The organism is Mesorhizobium sp. BR1-1-3, assembly GCF_020165455.1.
GTDB classification, from domain to species: domain Bacteria; phylum Pseudomonadota; class Alphaproteobacteria; order Rhizobiales; family Rhizobiaceae; genus Mesorhizobium; species Mesorhizobium ciceri.
Window position 1 is genome coordinate 124,028 of sequence record NZ_JAIUIC010000006.1, and the last position, 20,902, is coordinate 144,929.

The window sequence follows — 20,902 nt, forward strand, 5'->3', positions numbered from 1 at the left end:
GTTTCTAGCTTTTCAGGAATGTCGTGAGAGCGGCGACAACGCCGCGATTGGCCTCTTCGGTACCGACGGTCATGCGCAGCGCGTTGGGAAAGCCATAGCCCGAAACGCGCCGCAATATATAGCCGCGCGCCGTCAGATAGTCGTCCGCCGCCGCTGCCGAATGTTTCTGGTCCTCGGGAAAATGAATGAGGATGAAATTGCCGACGCTGGGCGTCACCCGCAACCCAAGCTTTGTGAATTCCGCACTCAGCCAGGCCAGCCAGGTCTCGTTGTGCGCCACGCTGCGCTCGACATGGGCGCGATCGCGAATGGCGGCGATGCCGGCCTCGATCGCCGTCGCATTGACGTTGAAGGGGCCGCGCACGCGGTTGATGGCGTCGACGATGTGCATCGGCGCATACATCCAGCCGATCCGCGCGCCGCCGAGGCCGATCTTGGAGAAGGTCCGGGTCATCACCACGTTCTCTGCGCTGCCGACCAGTTCGATGCCGGCCTCATAGTCGTTGCGGCGAACATATTCGGCATAGGCCGCGTCGAGCACCAGAAGCACGTGCCTGGGCAGACCGGCATGCAGCCGGCGCACCTCCTGGAACGGCACATAGGTGCCGGTCGGATTGTTGGGATTGGCGAGGAACACGATCTTGGTACGCGGCGTGACGGCGGCCAGGATGGCGTCGATATCGGCGCGCTCGTCTGTTTCCTTGATCGTCACCGGAACGGCGCCCGCCGACTGGATGTAGATCTTGTAGACCATGAAGGCGTGTTCGGTGATGACGGCCTCGTCGCCGGGCGCCAGATAGGTCTGCGCCAGCAGGCCGAGGATCTCGTCGGAGCCGTTGGAGCAGATGATGTTCTGCGGGTTGAGGCCATGCACCTCGGCGATCGCTTCGCGCAGCCGCCTGGCGGTGCCATCTGGATAGACGTCAAGCTTTCCGGCAATCTCGCGCGCGGCTTCGATCGCCTTCGGTGAGGGCCCGAGCGGGTTCTCGTTGGAGGACAGCTTGTGGACCTTGGCGACGCCGGCAGGCGCCGTGCTCTTGCCCGGCACATAGGCGTCTATGTCCATGATGCCCGCGCGCGGGGTTGGACGTGCCTGGTCCGGTGTCTGGCTCATGTCGCAAAATCCGTCGAGAACGCTTCCTGAGGGAAGCCGCAGCGGAAATACAAGCCGTGGCCTGCAATGTCGAGAGGCGACAGCCTCCCGCCCAAGGCAGGCCGTTGACGCCGGCGCGCCACAGCCCTAGAAGGGGAGCGAACTTCCGTGGTGATTTGGCCGGTCGGCTTGCAGCCACGTTAAACAACTTGCTAAAGGGCCGTTTGCATCCTGTAACCGGCTTTGCGACCGCAATGCCGGTTTTTTGTTGTCCGCGCCGGCCGGACACCCGTATCGGCATCGACTTTCGACGAGTGCGATGCGTGGGCTCAAAGTGTGAGATGGATGTCATGGCCGTTCTGCGTGCCCGCAAAACCAACAACGAGATCGACCAACCGTCGAGCCCGGTTTTGCGTTTTGGATCCGACAAGCCGCTCAAGCTGGACGCCGGCACGCTGCTGTCACCGTTCCAGATCGCCTACCAGACCTATGGCACGCTGAACGATGCCCGCTCCAACGCCATCCTCGTCTGCCATGCGCTGACCGGAGACCAGCACGTCGCCAGCACCAATCCGGTGACCGGCAAGCCTGGCTGGTGGGAAGTGCTGATCGGCCCCGGCAAGATCATCGACACCAATCGTTTCTTCGTCATCTGCTCCAACGTCATCGGCGGTTGCCTTGGCTCCACCGGCCCGGCTTCGACCAATCCGGCCACCGGCAAGCCGTATGGGCTCGACCTGCCGATCATCACCATCCGCGACATGGTGCGGGCGCAACAGATGCTGATCGACCATTTCGGCATCGAGAAACTGTTTTGCGTGCTCGGCGGCTCGATGGGCGGCATGCAGGTGCTGGAATGGGCGTCGAGCTATCCGGAGCGCGTCTTCTCGGCGCTGCCGATCGCCACCGGCGCGCGCCATTCCTCGCAGAACATCGCCTTTCATGAGGTTGGCCGGCAGGCTGTTATGGCCGATCCGGACTGGCATGGCGGCAAATATTTCGAGCACGGCAAACGCCCGGAAAAGGGCCTGGCGGTAGCGCGCATGGCCGCCCACATCACTTACCTGTCGGAAGCCGCCCTGCACCGCAAGTTCGGCCGCAATCTGCAGGATCGCGAAGCGCTGACCTTCGGCTTCGACGCCGACTTCCAGATCGAAAGCTATCTTCGGCACCAGGGCATGACCTTCGTCGATCGCTTCGACGCCAATTCCTACCTCTACATGACGCGGTCGATGGACTATTTCGACCTCGCCGCAGACCATGGCGGCCGGTTGGCCGATGCCTTCGCCGGCACGAAAACCCGCTTCTGCTTGGTGTCGTTCACCTCGGATTGGCTGTTCCCGACCGAGGAGAGCCGCTCGATCGTGCATGCGCTCAACGCCGCCGGCGCATCGGTATCCTTCGTCGAGATCGAGACCGACCGTGGCCACGACGCATTCCTGCTCGACGAGCCGGAACTGTTTGCCGCCATTAACGGCTTCATCGGCTCGGCCGCCCGGGCGAGAGGGCTCAGCGCATGACCCGGAAAAATTGCAGGCTTTTCGGATCGGGATCATGCGCCAGGCGGGAGGCGAAGCCATGAGCGTCAACCGCGACCAGCGCGTCGACCTCGAAGTCGTCGCCAACCTCATCCCGCCACAGTCGCGCGTGCTCGATGTCGGCTCGGGCGACGGCTCGCTGCTCGAGCTGCTGCAGGACACCAAGCAGGTCGACGGCCGCGGACTCGAGCTGTCGCAGCGCGGCGTCAACGAATGTGTGGCGCGCGGCCTCTCGGTCATCCAGGGCGATGCCGACAAGGATCTCGAATTCTATCCCGACAAGGGCTTTGACTTCGTCGTCCTGTCGCAGACGCTGCAGGCCACCCGCAATCCCAAGCTGGTGCTGGACGAACTGCTCAGGATCGGCAACCGCGCCATCGTCTCCTTCCCCAATTTCGGCCATTGGCGTGTGCGCCTGTCGCTGTTCCTCAACGGCCGCATGCCGGTGACCAAGGACCTGCCCTATTCCTGGTACGACACGCCCAACATCCACTTCTGCACCATCCGCGATTTCGTCAATCTGTGCGACGAACTCGGCGCGACAGTCGAGAAGGCAACCGCCCTCGACGCCGCCGGCCAGAAGATCGGCCTGTCGATGCCGTGGTGGTTCTGGAACTTCTTCGGCCAGCAGGCAGTGTTCTTGCTGAAACGGTAATTTCCTCACCGATCAAAGACCCGACTCGCCAAGCAACAGTGTGTTTGGCGCCGAGCAAAGTCGCCCTGTATGACGATCGCGAACCAGTGTAAATGGCGTCGACTGTTTGACAGCGGGCTAGTGCGGCTATAGCCACACTGACGGCTCGGGGGGGCAAAAAATGGTCGAAGAACGCGCAACTTATTCACTCGTCGTCGAAATGGAGAATGCAAAATCGATCGACTGGGGCGAGATCGGCGTTGGGATGAAGGCCTTGGCTCGGGAAATCTCATCGGTTTCAGCAACCGGTTCAGCGCGACCAAGGATCGTCATCTCTCACGGCGGAGCAGAGTCGGACAAAGAGGCGTTGCGTCGTGAGATTTCGAATGAGGCCCCGCAGCTCGGTCAGGTTGCCGAACTCGTCTTCACAGCTTTCCCTGGCGGCCGATATTACGACCTGAAGAACAACGGTATGCTGGCATCGGACGGAGATATCGTCATCTTTCTGGATTCCGACGTGGTCGCGGAACCAGGATGGCTATCAGGACTGCTTGAACCCTTTGAAAACTCTGAAGTTATCTGCGCAAACGGATATACATACCTTTCATACGACGACTTCTTTTCAAGAACCTTTGCGTTGATCTGGTTTTTCCCTATGGCCCGTGGAGACGGGCGATTTGCCTCGAAGCGAGCGATCAACGCCAACAATGTAGCGTTTCGACGCGAGTGGATCCTCAGCCATCCTTTTCCAAAACATAACGGCTTCAAGGTTTCCTGCACTTTGCTGATGCGCGAACTGCTGCGGGAGGGCCACAAAATTCATAATGTCAACGCACGCGTTTATCACTATTCGCCGCGGGGCTGGCGGTTCTTTTACTGGCGCGCCCTGGTTACAGGTCGCGACGCCGACCGGAAGTTCGTTGCGCTCAATTCGCCGAGCCGCACGCGACGGATAGTCAAGTCCTTCAGCCGGTGGCTCACCATGTCATGGCGCACGACACGACGGATCGTAGGCCATGCCCGGGAAACCGGGATGCCGCTTTGGCAGGTTCCCTTTTCTCTGATTGTCGGTCAGGCATTTTATGGTTTGGCGTTTTGGGGCCAGTTCAGTTTCGCAACTGGCATGGTTCGCGACAAAATCGAAACGGTGCCAGACTATGTTGGGCATAGCTAGACGCTGTACCGCCATTCCTTGAACCGCAGTTCAGCGTCCAATTGATCCTTGATCCGGCGATTGCTCCAGAACATCCGTGGCCTTGTGCGGATGTTCGACGCCGTCGACGAACACCACATCGGCCTCCGAATTGTCCGTGCGCAGCGCCAGTATCGCTTGGTAGGCCGGCGAATTGTACCAGCCATGCACATGCTGCCTGTCGGGAAATTCTATGATGATCAGATGGCCAGGCCAGTCGTTCTCGATCGCCTCCACATCGCCGCCATGGACCAGAAAACGGCCGCCGAAAGGTTCCAGCGTGGCATCTATCCTATGCAGATATTCGACGATCTGCGGACCCATTGTGGCTTGGCGCATATGGGCGACGGCGTAAGCGGCCATGACTGAACTCCCTTGTCATCGAAGCCGAGTTGCCGGCCTCTGCATGGGCAATCTGACCAAAGGCCGAGCGCTAAGCGATTACGTCTGAGGTAATGGCATGTATGCTATCTGTCATGATGGGTTGCTTCCATGGTGATTCGTAATGCTATGTGCGGCGGTGCTGTTGCAATTGGAACGCTAAGAGCGGGGATTCGTTGTCTCGCCTGGATTGAGTACCGGCACGGTGGGTGACAGGGGCAGTCGTTTTTTATAGCGTCGCGCCGACTGTGATGTAGAGAAAGGGAAGTCCAATCCATTCGACCGTTCTGAAAATCGAAAAGTCCTGGACAGACGCGCAACCCTGCGCAGGAAACAGCTGACAGACATGGCCGGGATCGATCCAGTACCTCTCATCACGGTCATTACGCCGACCCACAACCGACGCGAAACAGTGTTGCGCGCCGTGGAAAGCGTATTCTCCCAGAGCATGTCGAGGTTTGAGCACATTGTCGTCGACGATGGTTCGACCGATGGGACCGAAGCGGCGCTGGCCCGCATCCAGGACCCGCGGCTGATCTATGTCGGGGCGAAATGGCGAGGCGCCAACGCCGCCAGGAATGCCGGCATCGAGCGGGCGCGGGCACCGTTGGTGACGTTCCTCGATTCCGACGACATCTACATGCCGCACCGGCTTGAACGAACCCTGACCTGGTTCGATGAAAATCCTGCACTGCAAGTGCTGATCAGTTCGTTCGTGTCCCTGAAGGGCAATCGCATCACAAACTGCGCCAACCCCGAGGCATTCGTGAGCCCCGCAATGCTTGAGCGGACGCTGGTTGGGCAGACCATCTTCATCGCCGGCTCCGCGATCACTGCTCGCCGTGAAGCCTTGCTGGCCATCGGCGGCTACGACAGCGACATCACCCGCATGCAGGATCGCGAATTGCTGCTGCGCCTTGCCCGGCGCTTCGGTGCGCAACTGTCCGACGACCTCGACTGGACGAAATACAATTCGGAGAACTCGATTTCCGGCCGCCGTGACGGCTATGTCGAGGCCTATGCGAACCTGATGGGCAAACATCCTCATATTGCCCACGCCTACCCGCACATTCCGCCTTACATGATCTCGCGGCAGCTCATCGCCGATATCCTGCGAGGCAGGATACCGGAGGCATTCCAGGGCTACATGGCCAACCGTTCGTCGAAAGCGCTTGGCTACTCGCTGCCGGAATTGATGCAAGGCTATGTCCATGGCCGACGCTGGCGCCGCGATCTCTCCAACGAGTTTCGCAACCAGTGTGGCGCCCGGCTCGCCTGAACCCAGAGCAACTCCAGGAAAATCGTGGAACGGTTTTCCCTCCGGATTGCGTGAACCGCACTATTGAGAGCTCAGCGGTCAAGTTCGGGAAAATACGGATCCGATAAAAACCGCCTGTCCCGTTCGCCCTGCAGGCAGTCTATCGGCTTGGCCGCGTCGACGGGGGTGATTCTCGCCTTGTCCCGAATGCCGCTCACTTCGAGGATCAGCTTGCGCCGGATGGCTGTCGAAAACTCCGCGGCGGCATAGATGGGCAGCACGAAGGAACCGGGCCCGCCGGTCACGCATTGCGCGTAATACTGGTCGAGATGGCTGAAGGTGGGCGACGGGCTGATCAGGATCGGCAGGCCGTTGACGACGATGCCTTTGGCAGTCGCCGCATCACGCGTCGCGGTGACTGGCGGTCCGATATTGTTCGGTCCGTCGCCCGAAATGTCGATGACGCTACGTTCGCCCTGGAAAGACGTGCGGTCGAAAAGCTCGGCACCGAAGGCCAGCGCGCCGGAAATCGAAGTGCCGCGAAAGCTGCGGAACGGGCGCGCCGCGACCTCGTCGGCAAAGCTGTTGGCGCTCTCGGCACTATCGATGATCTGCCAGCCGATGACCGCGTCGTCGCGCACCGTGCCGGCCCACTCGAAATAGGTCAGCGCTATGCGGCCCGTGGCGCCGGCGCGGACAGCCTTGATGAAGTCGGGATGCCGCAGCGCCTCGACATAACCGGCGCGCTGCAGCGCGAACTCCTTCTCGTCTATCGACAGCGAGATGTCGACTGCCAGCACCAGCTCGACGTCAACGGCGAGCGCATCCCGCGGCGAGGCGGCGGGAGCAGCCTGGGCGCAGGCAAGACAGGCAAGCAGGCGCAGAGCATCAAGCATGGCCGTCGCCAGGTTGTTCTCCCGAAGAGCTTCCCTCGCGATCACGGCAAAATAAAGCTTTGCTTCCCCGTCCGGATATCAGCTCATTTCTTGCGGCGGGCGGCGACTGGCGGCGGTTCGATCGCGCCGGCTCTGACGCGGGCGGGCTTCAGCGCTGGCGCACCGGAATCCTTGACGATCGTCAACGCGCGCGGGAAGAAGTGGTTGTTGTGCTGGCCGCGCCCGATGTTGAGGATCGCTGTCCCCGGCAAACGCTTCTCGAGCATCGACAGCACGCGTCTTAGCGATGGGCCGTCGAATGCATCCAGCGCCTCGTCGATGATCACCCATTTCGGCTGCCGCAACGCGAGCCTGGCGAAGGCCAGCGAGCGCTGTTCGTCATCGCCCAACTCATGGTCCCAACGCCCGGCGCGGTCGAGCGATGAGGATAGCCGTCCCAGACCGACCTCGGCCAGCACCGCCGAAATGTCGGCATCGTCCGCCGGCGCGGGGCCGTTCGGGTGATCGAGGACTTCGCGCAATGTGCCGACCGGAAAATAAGGCACGCGCGGCACGAATATGGGGGTTTCTCCCGCCGGCAGGCCGATCCGGCCGCTTCCCCATGGCCACAGGCCGGCAATGGCACGAAAGAACAGCGTCTTGCCCGCACCGGGATCGCCGGTGATCATGACGCGCTCGCCGGGGCGGATTTCGACATGCGGGTCGGCGAGCCTGGTGCAGCCCTCCGGCGAGGCCACTTCGAGCTTCTCGAAAGTCAGGCTGCCACTGCCGTTTTGGCCGAAGGCGATGCGCTTTTCGGTGTCGTGCAGCGCATCGGTTTCATCGAGCGCGATGCGGAAATCGGCCACGCGCATCAGCGTGGCGCGCCAATCGGCGATGCTGCCGATGTTGTTGATGAACCAGCGCAAGGAGGAGTGGACCTGGTTGAAGGCGCCGACCGCCATCATCAGCCCGCCAAAGCTGATATCACCTGAGAAATAGACCGGCGAAGCAACCAGTATGGGTGCCACGACGGTGATCCAGCCATAGGTGTCGGTCACCCAGGACAGATTGATCTGGGCGGTGTAGATGCACCGCATGGCGCCCAGCACCGTGCCGAGATCGAGTTCGAGCCGCCGCCTGGCGTCGGCCTCGCCATGATACAACGCAATGGCATCGACATTCTCGTTGACGCGCACCATCGAGGAGCGCAGCTCGGCTTCGCGTGTATAACGGTCGCTGTTCAGGCGGATGAGCGGCCGCCCGACCAGCCAACTCAGCCAGGAGGCGATGCCGGCGTAAAGGATGGCGGCCCAGACCATATAGCCAGGTATGGCCAGCGAGGTCCCGCCGATGTGGAACACGAAGCCCGAGGACAGCTCCCACAGCACGCCGACGAAGGACACGAGCAGGATGCATGACTGCAGCAGGCCGACGCCGAGATCGGTTGACAGATCGGACAGATGCGCGGCGTCCTGCTGCATGCGCTGGTCGGGATTGACGCCGATGGCACCGGCATTGGCCAGCCGGAAGGCGCGCGCCGGCCGCATCCATTGATCGATCAGATCCAGCGTCAGCGCCTCGCGCAGCTTGAGCCTGATCATCTGGTTGAGCCAGGTCTGGCCGATATTGAGCACCAGAAGTCCCCCGGCTATGGCCGCGAAGACGAGGAGCTGGTGCAAAAAGGCCGCCATGTCGCGGCGGGCAAGCGCATCGTAGAAAGGCTGGTTCCAGCGGTTGAGCAGAACCTGGCCGATCGACGTTGCGATGATCACGGCCATGATGCCGACCGATGTCCACAGCAACCATCTGCGAACCGGCGATCCCGCAAGCGCCCGCCGGATCGTCATCACCTGATCGTGCAGGCTGCTGGCCTCGACCGCCACGGCAACCGGCTGAACGGCGGCGGCATTGTCCGGTTGATCAGCCATGGCCGAGGTCCTTGCGTCAGTGCTGCAACCGGATGGAGAAACTTGACAGGCGTTCGTATGGGCTGCCGGATGGGCTGTCGGTCTGCTTGCGACAGATAGGCAGGGAAACGACGTCAGGCACGCTTGCCGCGATCACGAAGCCGTCACCCGCGCAGCCAAGGGCTTGGCATCCGCTTTGTGACGGCCAAGCCGGGTGGCGCCATGCGGCGACAGCACCGGCACGAAGACGCGGCGCGATGCGCGCTGCGCCACCGGCACGCCTTGATAGAGCCGCTTCTGCGCCTCGACCACGATGACCCCGGAAAAGATCGGCCACAGCCGCCGGCCGGCGCGCTCCAGTACATTGTGGAAGCGCATCATGAAACGGCGCCGCGATGGCGGAAAGAACAGCGCATCGGACCAGGCGGCGGGCGTGAAATTGGCCTCGCGCAGCAGTTCCGTAAGCTGGCCGCGCGAAAAGGGCCGGCCGTTGCCGAATGGGGTGTGCTCGAAGCGCGCCCAGACACCGCGCCGGTTGGGCACGACGATGACCACCCGGCCGGCCGGCGACAGCACGCGCCAGATCTCGTTCAGCGTCTCACGCGGGTTCTCGACATGTTCGAGCGAATGGACGAGCAGCATGCGGTCGATGCAGGAATCGACCAGCGGCAGTTCCTCGTCGAAGACCAGTGCCGTCGCCGTCGGCCCCGTCGCCGGCCACACCACCGCGCCTTGCGTTGCCGGCATGAAGGCGAAGACCCGCTCGGCGTCGCTGCCGAACCGCTCCAGCCACGGCAAGGTGTAGCCCAGACCAACCAGCCGCTCGTTGGGAACGGCCGCCCATATCGACGACAACGCCATGGTGATCGAACGCTCGGCGAACCGGCCGAGCGTTGTCGAATAGAACGAGCGAAGATCGACGATGTCGGAATGCATGGCAGGGATGTAGCCGTGATGTCGCCAGGTTTCAACAAAAGGCCGCGACGACCCGACATTCCGGGAATGTCATTCGACATCCGGGATGACATCGACCCGCAAGCGCCCTATGTCTGCGGCCATAACGGAGAGATGTGATGCCGGTCGAAATCGAACAGTTCATGTGCCGCAGCGACAATTTCGGCGTGCTGGTGCATGACCCCAAAAGCGGCCAGACCGCGATCATCGATGCGCCCGAGGAAGCGCCAATCTTGGCCGCGATAAAGCGCACCGGCTGGACGCCGACGATGATCCTGACCACACATCATCACATGGATCACGTTGAGGCCAATCTGGCGCTGAAGGAGCGCTTCAAGCTGCGCATCGTCGGTCCAGAGGCCGAAAAGGCCAAGATCCCCGGCATAGACGAGACCGTCGAAGACGGCTCGGTTCTCCATCTTGGCGATGAAAGGATCGAAGTCATCGCCACCCCCGGCCACACTGCCGGCCACGTTTCCTATTATTTGCCGGCCTCGAGCGTGGCGTTCACCGCCGACACGCTGTTTGCGCTGGGTTGTGGGCGGCTGTTCGAATGCAAGCCGCCGGTAATGTATGATTCGCTGAAGAAGCTGGCTGCACTTCCAGCTGAAACGGCCATCTATTGCGGCCACGAATACACGCTCTCCAACGCCCGTTTCGCGCTGACCGTCGACCCGTCCAATTCAGCATTGAAGGAACGCGCCGCCAGGATCGAAAAGCTGCGCGCCGAGAACAAGCCGACGCTGCCGACGACGATCGGCGAGGAACTGTCGACCAATCCCTTCCTGCGCTGGCACGACCCGGCGATCCGCAAGCATCTTGGGCTGGAGAAGGCTTCCGACGCCGAGGTCTTTGCCGAAATCCGCAAGCGCAAGGACAACTTCTAGAGCCCGTGATATCGTCGACGCCATGACCAGCTCCGCCGAAATCATCGCGACGCTCGGGCTGAAGCCGCATCCGGAAGGCGGCTGGTATGCCGAGACCTTTCGCGATGGCACTGGCGGCGCGCGCGGCCATTCGACCGCCATTTATTTCCTGCTTGAGGAGCATCAGGTTTCGGCCTGGCACCGGGTCAAGGACGCCGCCGAGGTCTGGCATTTCCATGCCGGCGCCCCGCTGGCACTGGCAATGTGGGAAGAAGGCAGCACCGTTGTGGAGCAGGTGCTTGGAATCGATCTCGCAGCCGGTGAGCGGCCGCAGATCGTCGTGCCGGCGGGCTGGTGGCAATCGGCGCGCAGCCTCGGCGAATGGACGCTGGTCGGCTGCACCGTCGCGCCGGGCTTCGAGTTTGCCGCCTTCGAACTGGCAGCACCCGGCTGGCAGCCGAAACAACCGTAGCTCAATAAGAGCCCGGATATAGCAGGGACCCAAGCGTGATCGCGAGTTGGGCGGCGTAGTACAGCGCCCAGACGGCGAAGCGCATCCAGGCGCGGTGCGGCGAGATGGCGGCCACCAGGAATTTCTCCGTGGCGAGCAGCCCGTCGGATGCCATGAACAACAGCGCGCCGCCGATCACGGAGACGTTGCTGGTGGTCAGCGCCGAGATACCCATTGCCAGGATCGCAGCGACATAGACGGCGATCGGGATACGCAGGCCGGGACCGACGCGCCGCCACAGCGCCGCCAGCATGACGGCCGCAAACACCGCCATGGCGAGCGCGATCGCTCCGCGCCACGACTCGGCGCCAAGCACCCCCAACCCGCCACCGCTGCGCAGGAACAGCGCGACATAGACGATGTGGGCGACAAGAAAACTGGCCAGCCCGCCGAGAAAGGCCTTTTCACCGTCGCGCGACAGGAATGCGTCGCCAACGGCGCTGAGGGCGAGCGCGGCGGCGAGCAGCAGCGGGCCGCCCTGCAGCCCGGCCAGCACGGCAAGCATCGCCACGGCGAGCGTCTTTGCCGCCGAGCGGGCGAGCGTTGGTGGCATGCCAAGCGTAAAGGCGTAGATCACCGCCGCCGCCAGCGAAAAGATCAGTGTCGCATTGGCATTTGCGTCGATGCCGCCGGCAAACGGCATCGTCATGCCCCGGCTCCGCTTTGGGATGCCCTGGCCCCGCTCTCAGCCGCCGGTTTGCGCAGGAACAGCGACTTCGCTGCAAGTGCGGCCCCGCCGGTGATGAGCACGCAGGCGGCGAGGATGCGCAGCGACGGCTCGGCGACGCCGGCCGCGATCAGCACCAGCGTCGACAACAGCGGTGCGGCGTAGCTTGCAGCACCCAGCACCTGGATATTGCCGCGCTTGACGCCGATGTCCCAGGCATAGAAGGCCGCCCCCACCGGCATCAGGCCAAGGCCGAGCACGGCCAGCCACTGGCCGGCACCGTCAGGCAGAACCGTCTGTTCCAGCGCCAGGTGGCAGGCGAGCGACAACACCGCGGTCGCCGCGCAGAACCAGGTGACGATGCTGGTCGGCACCGACGGGAAGCGCCGCGACAACAGCGAATAGGACGACCACAGCACGGCACAAACGGCGGCCATCGCATAGCCGAAGGCGTAACGGGCGTCGAAGGCGAGGCCCCCGCCCTTGGTGACGATCAGCACGGTGCCGGCAAGGCCGAGCAGCGCGCCGACGACATGGTTCCAGGCCAGTTTTTCGCCCGGCATCAGCGCCGAGCCGAGCACGATCAGCAAAGGCCATAGATAGGCGATCAGGCTCGCCTCCACAGCCGGCGCATTGCGCAGCGCTGTGAAATAGAAGAAGTGGTAGCCGAACAGCCCGGCAATGCCGATCAGCCACACCTGCGGCGGTATCCTCTGGCTCTTGTCGGGTGCCGGCATGAACAGCCGCGCGACCAGCCCGACACCGGTGCCGATCGAGAAGGTGATCGCCGACAAGAGGAACGGCGGCACCTGGCCCGACGCATCGGTGAGCAGTGCGAGCAGCGCCCACATGGCGACCGCCGAAAAGCCGATCAGTGTTGCGCGCCCCATTCTGTCTCCAGTGGCGCGCCAATTCTGCGCCTGGCTATTGTACCGCTTCGAAACGTCCGGCGCTGATGGTCAAGGTGCCGATCTGCGTGCCCACCGTGGCATGGATCGGCGCATATACGCCGGTTTGGCCGAGCGGTGCAAACGTCACCATCATGCGGCTTTTGTTCTTGAGATAGTTGAGCGCCTTGCGGCCCTTGCGATAGCCAGCCACCGGCGCGAAGCCCATCCGGCAGGTAACCGTGTCGCCCTTGTAGCCCGGCACCGAGATCGTGCCCTTCGAAGCGTAGGTCAGCGTCAGATCGGCGCGCATCTCGCCGTCGTAGAACTTTACCGTGCGGCCGCAGACCTGGTCGAGGCTGTCGGCATGGATGACGGTGGCAGCCATCGGATCGAGCACCGATGCCAGGTCGCCGGCACCGAGCGGCACCCAACTCTTGGGGTCGCGCTTGCCCGGCGCCGGGACGACCTGCGTCGAGGTGACCCTGCCATTTGCAAAGCGGATGTCGACCACCGATGCCTTCTTGCCGGAGGTGTAATCGGCGCGGAATGCCTGCGGCACCATCCTCTTGCCCGCAATCGTGCCTTTGGACGAGATCGTGCCACGCGTGTCGTCGAACAGTTTTGCCAACCCTGCCGCGCTGACGCTGCCTTCGATCGCGTAGGCGCCGTTCTCATAACGGCTGGAAAACGTTGATTTCGCTATCGAAAGTCCAAGGAACGACACCGTATACTCGCCCTTGAACGACTGCGGCGAGGCAGCAGACGCGGCGGACGGCAAGGCTGCGGCAAGCATGGCGGCAAAGGCATGTGACGAACGAAGCATGGCGGGATCGGGTCCTTGATTTTCGGCCGGAGGCGGGCAACTCCGGTCTGGCATGTCCCTATGAGACCGCTTATAGGATGAATTCCGGCCTTAATATGAAAATGCCGGGCGCGCCGTGGGCAATGCAGGAGCTTGACGCCTCGGCGAAATGCAACTATGGAACGCCAACTTTTTCCATAAGGCCGCCTGACCAGAACCGCGCGCCACCCGGCGTGGGCTTGAGTGTTTGGCAGACCCCGAGAACTGAAGGTTAGAACAATGTCCCGCACCTGCGAACTCACTGCCAAGGCAGTCATGTCCGGCAACAATGTGAGCCACGCCAACAACAAGACCAAGCGTCGCTTCCTGCCGAACCTCGTCAATGTGACGCTGATTTCGGAAGCGCTGAACCAGAATGTGCGCCTGCGCATTTCGGCCAACGCACTGCGTTCGGTCGAACATCGCGGCGGTCTCGACGCCTTCCTGGCCAAGGCCGACGTCAAGGAATTGTCGCAGCGCGCCCGTCTACTGAAGAAGCAGATCGCCAAGAAGACCGCCGAGCAGGCTGCCGCTTAAACAGTTCAAAGGCGGGGGACGACCGCCCTGGCCAACATCTTGTTGGCCTTGGGCATCGGATCGAAGCCGCAAGGTTTTGGCAATCCGGTGCCCACATATGAAGGCGAGCATCGCCCGCATGGGCATGATGCTTGGCTGGTTCCATTACCCAGGATAAAAAAATGACTTCCTTCTCGCGGTATTTGCCCTTCGTGGCCGCCATGGCGCTTGTCGTCGTGGCATCGAACATTCTCGTGCAATTCCCGATGCAGGGCCAGATCGGGGGCCTCTCGCTGGCCGACCTTCTGACTTGGGGGGCGTTCACCTATCCCTTCTCGTTTCTGGTCACCGACCTCGCCAACCGCCGCTACGGACCCACTGTGGCGCGCCGGATCGTCCTTGTCGGCTTCATGACGGCGGTGATCTGCTCGATCCTTGTCCCGCCCTTCCTGTTCCGTCACGGCCTGATCGAATTCGAGACCGCCGCCGACCGGCTGGTGCGTATCGCGGCCGCGTCCGGAGCGGCGTTCCTTTCCGCGCAACTGCTCGACGTCACCGTGTTCAACCGGCTGCGCCGGCAGAGTTGGTGGCGGGCGCCGATCATCGGCACGCTGGTCGGGTCGGTGTTCGACACCGCCGTGTTCTTCACCGTCGCTTTCTCGGCTGCCTTTGCCTTCGCCGGACCAAACGACGGCTTTGCGTTGGAAAACGCACCCTTGATGGGCGTCTTCCATGTCGAGGCGATGCGCTGGATCTCCTGGGCGCTTGGTGATCTCTCGGTGAAGCTGATCATCGCCGTCGTCGCACTCATCCCCTACCGGCTGCTCGCCGCCCGCTGGAGCCAGCCCGCGGTTGCGGCTTAAACCATGATCCCGAAAAGTGGGACCCGGTTTTCGGAAAAGATCATGGTCGGACAAAGATCATGATCCCGTGGATCCAGCTCGATTCAGCGAAGACCCCAGACGGCGGACAAGAACTTCGCCTCAAGCGGCGCGGCACCGAATTCTCGATCATGCTGGGCACCAACGAGCTCATGAACAGCCGCCTCAGCGGTTCCGAGGAAGCGCTGGCAAAACTGTCCTGCGGGCGGATTGCCGGCCATAGCCAGCCAACAATCCTGATCGGTGGGCTTGGCATGGGTTTTACCTTGCGCGCCGCGCTTGCAGAATTGGCCAATGATGCCGGAATCGTTATCGCTGAACTGGTGCCGGCCGTTGTCGCCTGGGCGCGCGGTCCGATGGCCGAAATCTTTGGCGGCTGTCTCGACGATCCGCGCGTCACCATTCAGGAGACCGATGTCGGGCAGCTGATACGCTCGCAGCCCGCGGCCTGGGACGCCATCCTGCTCGATGTCGACAACGGCCCGGAAGGCATCGTCCACAAATCCAACGACGCGCTCTACAGCCTGCAGGGCCTCGCAGCCGCACGCAGCGCCCTCAAGCCGGGCGGCGTGCTGGCGGTGTGGTCGCAAGGCCCCGACAACGGCTTCACGCGGCGGCTGAAGCAGGCAGGCTTCGGGGTCGAAGAGGTCAGTACGCGCGCCAACGGCAAGCGCGGCGCGCGCCATATCATCTGGATCGCCACCAAGACGTAAAGCCGGCGGGCTCAATCCTGGTGCAGGATGAATTCCAGATAGAGGTTGCGCTGCAGGATCGAGTGGTTGTCGTCGGAGATCAGCGACACCATCAGCGCGCCGTCGTCGCGGGTCCAGACGTCCAGCCCTTCCATATTGTCGATCTGGTAGCCCATGTCGGCCTCCAGCAGCACCGGCCCGTCGGCGACCGCGCCCTTCTCGACGCTTTCGCCATAGATGCGCCGCAGCCGCATCTTGACGCCCCTCGCCATCGAGAAACTGCGCTCCAGAAGCAGCAGATCGCCATCCGGCAGGAAGGCGCCGTCGGTGATGTCGAAATCGCCGTTGCGCTTGACAGTAAAGACGCCCTTGTGCGGCCCTTCGATGATGGCGGCATAGATGTTGCCGGCCTTGTCGAGGCTCTTTTCGGAGACCACGACCAGGCCGCCCTCATGCTGACCGTTGGCATTGGCGTGGGTGACGGTCTCGAAGCCGCGATTCTGGCGCAGCTCCTGGGCCGGAACGACGAAATCCAGCGGCTTGAACGGCGCCTTCATGTCGTTGGGGTCGATCTTGAACTGGGCGACGCGGTGGCTGCGCTCGAAGCCGACGGTGGCAATGCCGTCCTTGACGGCGAGGCCTTCCGCATCGACCTCCCATTTCCTGTCGATCGGCCGGCCGGTCTCGTCGACCATCTGCTGCATGCGGAAATTCTGGATGCCGGAGGGCCGCTTTTCCGCGTCGCGGACCACCGTGCCGAAGAACCAGAAGCCGGTGTCGGCAACGCCGATGAAGTCACCGCCGGCCTTCAGGAAGCGGAAGGCCGACAGCGCGCCGAAATCGCGTGTCGGCGAGGTCATCTCCAGCCCGCCGACGAATTCGAAAGGGCCGAATTGCTTGTCGGCACGGCCAATGTGAAATTCGGTGATCGGGCGGGCCGAGATTTCGACCGGTTCGACAGAACCAGAGTCGGGCGAACCGGCTGCCGCCGAAGCCAAGCCGGAAAGCAGGGCGATGGCGGCGAAAAGCGTCTGCTGAAAGCCGCCGCGCCTGGAGATCATCCGGCGCGCCGCATACCACCGCCGCGCCGCGTATCCTTCGCGCTTTCCTCGGCAAACAGCGAAGCCAGCTGCTCGGTCATGGCGCCAGCCAGCTCCTCGGCATCGACGATGGTGACGGCGCGGCGGTAGTAGCGCGTGACGTCGTGGCCGATGCCGATGGCCAAGAGTTCCACCGGCGAACGCGTCTCGATCAGCTCGATGACGGCGCGCAGATGGCGTTCGAGATAATTGCCCGGATTGACCGACAGCGTCGAATCGTCGACCGGCGCGCCGTCCGAGATCATCATCAGGATCTTGCGCTGCTCGGGCCGGGCGATCAGCCGGTTGTGCGCCCACAGCAGCGCCTCGCCGTCGATATTTTCCTTGAGCAGGCCTTCGCGCATCATCAGGCCGAGATTGCGCCGTGCCCGCCGCCATGGATGGTCGGCGGACTTGTAGATGATGTGGCGCAGATCGTTGAGCCGGCCAGGATTCGGCGGCTTGCCATCCTTCAGCCATTTCTCGCGCGCCTGCCCGCCCTTCCACGCCCGCGTCGTGAAGCCGAGGATCTCGACCGAGACGCCGCAACGCTCCAGCGTGCGCGCCAAGATGTCGGCGCAGGTTGCCGCAACCGTGATCGGCCGGCCGCGCATCGAGCCGGAATTGTCGAGCACCAGCGTCACCACCGTGTCGCGAAATTTGGTGTCGCGCTCCTGCTTGAACGACAGCGGCTGCATCGGGTCGATGACGACCCGCACCAGCCTTGCCGGGTCGAGGTAACCCTCTTCCAGGTCGAAATCCCAGGAGCGGTTCTGCTGCGCCATCAGCCGGCGCTGCAGGCGGTTGGCTAACCGCCCGACGACGCCGGACAGATTGGCCAGCTGCTTGTCGAGGAAGGCACGCAGCCGGTCGAGTTCTTCTTCTTCGCACAGCTCCTCGGCGCCGACCGTCTCGTCGAAAGCCGTGGTGAAGACCTTGTAGTCGATCTCCTTCGGCAGATTGGTGAAGGGATTGTCGTTGCGGCGCGCCTCGCCGGGTGTTTCGGCATCGGCGTCGTCATCGTCGGACAGATCGTCGGCGGTGGCGTCGGAGGCTTCCGTCTCGGCCGACTGTTCGTCATCGGCGGAAGCTTCGGCATCCTCGGACTGCGACTGCTCGGAGCCGGAATCCTCTTCGCCGCCCTCCTCGCTCTGCTCCTCGCCTTGCGGCTGGTTGTCGTCATTGTCCTCGGAATCTTCCGTCTCCTGGTCGTCGCCGAGTTCCTCGGCCATTTCCATGGAGGCCAGCATCTCGCGCACGACCCGGGCGAACGCCTGCTGGTCGCCGAGCTTGGCCGACAATCCGTCGAGGTCGGCCTTGGCCTTCTCCTCGACCCAGGGGCGCCAAAGTTCGACCAGCCGCTCGCCGCTTTTCGGGATCGGACGGCCGGTCAGCTTCTCGCGCACCATCAGGGCAAGAGCTTCCTCGATCGGCGCGTCGGCCTTGTCCTTGATGTCGACGAGGTTGGCCTTGGCGTATTTGTCCTCCAGCATCGAGCCGATATTGTCGGCGACGCCCTGCATGGCGCGTGAGCCTATCGCCTCGACGCGAGCCTGCTCGACCGCGTCATAGATGGCGCGGGCCGCCTTGCCTTCCGGCGCCAGCTTGGTGTGGATGCGCACATCGTGGCAGGCGCGCTTCAGCGCCATGGAATCGCCGAGGCCGCGGGTGATCGCAATATCGGTCTTTGACGCCTTCTTCGGCAATTCGGGCAGACGCGCACGGCTGCCGGCGAGCGCCGGCCGGTCCTTGGCGAAACCGACTTCCAGTTCCTTGTCGCCGGCAATGGCGCGCATGCAGACGGTGACGGCACGCTTGAAGCTGTCGGCTTCAGACCCCGTCTTCGACTTGTTGCGCGTGTTGTCGCCCGGCCCCGCCATTGAGACTGTGCTTACCCCAGCACCACGTTGGCGGCGCTCTCGGGCAGATCCTCGCCGAAGGCGCGCTGGTAGAACTCGGCCACCACCGAGCGCTCCAGTTCGTCGCACTTGTTGAGGAAGGTCAGCCGGAACGCCATGCCTATATTGCCGAATATCTCGGCATTCTCTGCCCAGGTGATCACCGTGCGCGGGCTCATCACGGTCGACAGATCGCCGTTGATGAAGGCCGAGCGCGTCATGTCGGCGACGCGCACCATCTTGTTGACGATGTCCTTGCCCTTGCCGTCGCGATAGTGCTTGGCCTTGGCCAGCACGATGGCGACTTCATTGTCGTGCGGCAAATAATTCAGCGTGGTGACGATCGACCAGCGGTCCATCTGGGCCTGGTTGATCTGCTGGGTGCCGTGATAGAGGCCGGTGGTGTCGCCCAGGCCGACCGTGTTGGCGGTCGAGAACAACCGGAAGGCCGGATGCGGGCGGATAACCCGGCTCTGGTCGAGCAGCGTCAGCCGGCCTGACGATTCCAGCACGCGCTGGATGACGAACATCACATCCGGACGGCCGGCATCATACTCGTCGAAGCACAGCGCGACATTGTGCTGGTAGGCCCAGGGCAGGATGCCGTCGCGGAATTCGGTGATCTGCAAGCCGTCCTTGACCACGATCGCGTCCTTGCCGACGAGATCGATACGGCTGACATGGCTGTCGAGGTTGACGCGCACGCAGGGCCAGTTGAGGCGGGCGGCGACCTGTTCGATATGGGTCGACTTGCCGGTACCGTGATAGCCCGACACCATGACGCGGCGGTTGTAGGCAAAGCCCGCAAGGATCGCCATCGTCGTGTTCTTGTCGAACAGATAGTCCGGGTCGATGTCGGGCACATGCTCCGATGTCACCGAATAGGCCGGCACCACCATCTTGGATTCGAAGCCGAATTTCTCCTTCACCGACACCGTCGTGTCGGGCAGGTTGGCGATGTCGCGATCGACCTTGTTCATATCTCTCAACGTCTCCACGGGCGAAACGTCTGATTTCGCCGGCAATCGATTTTGTCCGGGGGCGGTCTTAAAGCCTTTTCCAACCTTATGAAAGTTGGAAAACGACACGAACCGTATGGTCGCTCAGCACAGGCCCGCCTGTTTGAGCACGCGATAGGCTTGCAGCACATCGCGGAACCGGTCTTCCGAACCTCTGTCGCCACCATTCGCATCCGGATGGTGTAGTTTCACCAGTTCCTTATAGCGCGCCTTGATCTCCTTGCCAGTCGCCTTTGTATCAAGACCAAGCGTTTCCAGCGCCTTGGCCTCAAGCGGCTTGGCCTTGCGCTCGCGCGCCTCGCGCGGATCCTTGGGTCCCTTGAACAGGTCGAACGGGTCGCGCATGCGGTTATAGTAGCCGGCGCGGCCGGAACGCATCTGGGCCATATCGGGCGACGACCGGGTCGAGGCCCCGTTGGCGCCCATCTTCCAGGTCGGCCGGTGCCCGGTCATGGCTTCCTTCTGGAAGCGCGCGACCTCGGTGTCCGGTACGCCGGAAAAGTAGTTGAAGCCCTTGTTGTACTCGCGCACATGATCGAAGCAGAAGTGGAAATACTCACCCTCCTTCATGCGCCCGACCGGCGCACGATGGGTGCCCGCTTCCTTGCAGCCGTCCCACTGGCAGATCGGCGAGTGCGACTTCAGCTCCGCGTCCTTGTCGGGGCGGACGCGAATCTTCTCGAAATATTTGGGGTACGGCTTCATCTTACCCATTTATGGGGCGTTCGCAGATGCGAAACAAGAATTGACATTTTCGCGATCATCGCCCTAACCGCTGAATCGCGGCATAAAGCAGGCGAATGGCGGATTTTGTTGCGCGGCGGCGGCCCTTCGCGAAACCGATTTTCGGTTTCCAGGCCGAGACGCCAACGATATGTGGTGAAGGGAGATGGCGATGTCCATACAGGCGACCATGGAAGACAAGCTCAACAAGGCATTTTCGCCGGACAGGCTGGTTATCATCAACGAGAGCCATCTCCATGCCGGCCACCACCATCACGGCTCCGACCATCACGGCACTTACGACGGCACCGGCGAGACGCATTTTCGCGTCCGCGTCGTCGCTTCCGCCTTTGCCGGCATGAGCCGCATCGACCGTCACCGCGCCGTCAACGAACTGCTTGCCGACGAACTGAAGGCCGGCGTGCACGCGCTGGCGATCGAACCCGCGGCTCCCGGCGAAAAGACCCGCTGGTAGGTCGCTTCC

General features: G+C 62.8%; 22 protein-coding genes and 1 riboswitch. Of the genes, 10 read left to right on the forward strand and 12 right to left on the reverse strand.

Annotated elements, in window-relative coordinates; translation table 11 throughout:
• Positions 1-4 precede the first annotated feature (4 nt).
• The gene (gene hisC / locus LB559_RS15425) at positions 5-1,114 is read right to left on the reverse strand and encodes a histidinol-phosphate transaminase (protein ID WP_224674432.1); all 1,110 of its coding nucleotides are present in this window, start codon (positions 1,112-1,114) and stop codon (positions 5-7) included.
• 137 nt (positions 1,115-1,251) lie between these two features.
• Positions 1,252-1,329, forward strand: a riboswitch (SAM riboswitch).
• Positions 1,330-1,443: 114 nt separating this feature from the next.
• Here hisC and metX point away from each other — a divergent pair.
• The 3 genes from metX (at position 1,444) to LB559_RS15440 (ending at position 4,439) form a co-directional block, all read left to right on the forward strand.
• Positions 1,444-2,613 (forward strand): homoserine O-acetyltransferase MetX, encoded by a 1,170-nt coding sequence (metX, locus tag LB559_RS15430; RefSeq protein ID WP_224674433.1) that lies wholly within the window; start codon positions 1,444-1,446, stop codon positions 2,611-2,613.
• A 58-nt stretch (positions 2,614-2,671) separates the two neighbouring features.
• Positions 2,672-3,286 (forward strand): methionine biosynthesis protein MetW, encoded by a 615-nt coding sequence (gene metW, locus LB559_RS15435; RefSeq protein ID WP_013529385.1) that lies wholly within the window; start codon positions 2,672-2,674, stop codon positions 3,284-3,286.
• Between the two features lie 160 nt (positions 3,287-3,446).
• Entirely contained in the window at positions 3,447-4,439 is a 993-nt protein-coding gene (locus LB559_RS15440; protein ID WP_063169100.1) for a glycosyltransferase family 2 protein, read from the forward strand.
• A 30-nt stretch (positions 4,440-4,469) separates the two neighbouring features.
• On the opposite strand, the gene LB559_RS15445 is transcribed toward LB559_RS15440, so the two are convergent.
• The gene (locus tag LB559_RS15445; RefSeq protein ID WP_063173160.1) at positions 4,470-4,820 is read right to left on the reverse strand and encodes a DUF1330 domain-containing protein; all 351 of its coding nucleotides are present in this window, start codon (positions 4,818-4,820) and stop codon (positions 4,470-4,472) included.
• A gap of 364 nt (positions 4,821-5,184) precedes the next feature.
• Between LB559_RS15445 and LB559_RS15450 the strand changes: the two genes are divergently transcribed.
• Positions 5,185-6,117: a glycosyltransferase family 2 protein gene (locus tag LB559_RS15450; protein WP_027162915.1), complete on the forward strand. Its 933-nt coding sequence runs from the start codon at positions 5,185-5,187 to the stop codon at positions 6,115-6,117.
• Positions 6,118-6,188: 71 nt separating this feature from the next.
• On the opposite strand, the gene LB559_RS15455 is transcribed toward LB559_RS15450, so the two are convergent.
• From LB559_RS15455 to LB559_RS15465, 3 genes are all read right to left on the reverse strand, one after another.
• Positions 6,189-6,992 carry a DUF1194 domain-containing protein gene (locus LB559_RS15455; protein ID WP_224674434.1) on the reverse strand — a complete coding sequence of 268 codons (804 nt, stop codon included), beginning with the start codon at positions 6,990-6,992 and terminating at the stop codon, positions 6,189-6,191.
• An 83-nt stretch (positions 6,993-7,075) separates the two neighbouring features.
• On the reverse strand, positions 7,076-8,902 hold the full coding sequence (locus LB559_RS15460; RefSeq protein WP_224674435.1) for an ABC transporter ATP-binding protein/permease: 1,827 nt from the start codon (positions 8,900-8,902) through the stop codon (positions 7,076-7,078).
• Between the two features lie 132 nt (positions 8,903-9,034).
• A complete protein-coding gene (locus tag LB559_RS15465) occupies positions 9,035-9,817 on the reverse strand; it encodes a class I SAM-dependent methyltransferase (protein ID WP_013529379.1) in 783 nt (260 codons plus the stop codon).
• 137 nt (positions 9,818-9,954) lie between these two features.
• Here LB559_RS15465 and gloB point away from each other — a divergent pair, with 137 nt between their 5' ends.
• Positions 9,955-10,722 carry a hydroxyacylglutathione hydrolase gene (gene gloB, locus LB559_RS15470; RefSeq protein ID WP_013529378.1) on the forward strand — a complete coding sequence of 256 codons (768 nt, stop codon included), beginning with the start codon at positions 9,955-9,957 and terminating at the stop codon, positions 10,720-10,722.
• A gap of 22 nt (positions 10,723-10,744) precedes the next feature.
• Positions 10,745-11,173, forward strand: coding sequence for a cupin domain-containing protein (locus tag LB559_RS15475; protein WP_013529377.1), 429 nt, complete (start codon positions 10,745-10,747; stop codon positions 11,171-11,173).
• Position 11,174: 1 nt separating this feature from the next.
• Here LB559_RS15475 and LB559_RS15480 read toward each other — a convergent pair whose 3' ends face one another.
• From LB559_RS15480 to LB559_RS15490, 3 genes are read right to left on the reverse strand one after another with little or no spacing between them, the layout of a single operon-like run.
• Positions 11,175-11,861, reverse strand: a complete 687-nt coding sequence (locus tag LB559_RS15480; RefSeq protein WP_024503745.1) for a lysoplasmalogenase — start codon at positions 11,859-11,861, stop codon at positions 11,175-11,177.
• Entirely contained in the window at positions 11,858-12,769 is a 912-nt protein-coding gene (locus LB559_RS15485; RefSeq protein WP_024503744.1) for a DMT family transporter, read from the reverse strand. The genes LB559_RS15480 and LB559_RS15485 overlap by 4 nt, the downstream gene beginning before the upstream one ends.
• A gap of 34 nt (positions 12,770-12,803) precedes the next feature.
• Positions 12,804-13,592 carry a DUF3108 domain-containing protein gene (locus LB559_RS15490; RefSeq protein WP_013529374.1) on the reverse strand — a complete coding sequence of 263 codons (789 nt, stop codon included), beginning with the start codon at positions 13,590-13,592 and terminating at the stop codon, positions 12,804-12,806.
• A gap of 258 nt (positions 13,593-13,850) precedes the next feature.
• Here LB559_RS15490 and rpmB point away from each other — a divergent pair, with 258 nt between their 5' ends.
• The 3 genes from rpmB to LB559_RS15505 all read left to right on the forward strand — a co-directional run bounded on the left by rpmB (position 13,851) and on the right by LB559_RS15505 (position 15,720).
• Positions 13,851-14,147 carry a 50S ribosomal protein L28 gene (gene rpmB / locus LB559_RS15495; RefSeq protein WP_013529373.1) on the forward strand — a complete coding sequence of 99 codons (297 nt, stop codon included), beginning with the start codon at positions 13,851-13,853 and terminating at the stop codon, positions 14,145-14,147.
• Positions 14,148-14,308: 161 nt separating this feature from the next.
• Entirely contained in the window at positions 14,309-14,989 is a 681-nt protein-coding gene (locus LB559_RS15500) for a queuosine precursor transporter (RefSeq protein WP_024503743.1), read from the forward strand.
• A 59-nt stretch (positions 14,990-15,048) separates the two neighbouring features.
• Positions 15,049-15,720: a spermidine synthase gene (locus LB559_RS15505; protein WP_024503742.1), complete on the forward strand. Its 672-nt coding sequence runs from the start codon at positions 15,049-15,051 to the stop codon at positions 15,718-15,720.
• 11 nt (positions 15,721-15,731) lie between these two features.
• Here the strand turns inward: LB559_RS15505 and LB559_RS15510 are convergent, their stop codons facing one another.
• From LB559_RS15510 to LB559_RS15525, 4 genes are all read right to left on the reverse strand, one after another.
• The gene (locus LB559_RS15510; RefSeq protein WP_224674436.1) at positions 15,732-16,760 is read right to left on the reverse strand and encodes an esterase-like activity of phytase family protein; all 1,029 of its coding nucleotides are present in this window, start codon (positions 16,758-16,760) and stop codon (positions 15,732-15,734) included.
• The gene (cobT, locus tag LB559_RS15515; RefSeq protein WP_063169108.1) at positions 16,757-18,658 is read right to left on the reverse strand and encodes a cobaltochelatase subunit CobT; all 1,902 of its coding nucleotides are present in this window, start codon (positions 18,656-18,658) and stop codon (positions 16,757-16,759) included. The genes LB559_RS15510 and cobT overlap by 4 nt, the downstream gene beginning before the upstream one ends.
• Before the next feature lie 11 nt (positions 18,659-18,669).
• Positions 18,670-19,656 (reverse strand): cobaltochelatase subunit CobS, encoded by a 987-nt coding sequence (cobS, locus tag LB559_RS15520; RefSeq protein ID WP_013529367.1) that lies wholly within the window; start codon positions 19,654-19,656, stop codon positions 18,670-18,672.
• 123 nt (positions 19,657-19,779) lie between these two features.
• Positions 19,780-20,409, reverse strand: a complete 630-nt coding sequence (locus LB559_RS15525; RefSeq protein ID WP_013529366.1) for a J domain-containing protein — start codon at positions 20,407-20,409, stop codon at positions 19,780-19,782.
• Between the two features lie 181 nt (positions 20,410-20,590).
• Here LB559_RS15525 and LB559_RS15530 point away from each other — a divergent pair, with 181 nt between their 5' ends.
• Positions 20,591-20,893, forward strand: a complete 303-nt coding sequence (locus LB559_RS15530) for a BolA family protein (protein ID WP_013529365.1) — start codon at positions 20,591-20,593, stop codon at positions 20,891-20,893.
• The last annotated feature ends 9 nt before the right edge of the window (positions 20,894-20,902 follow it).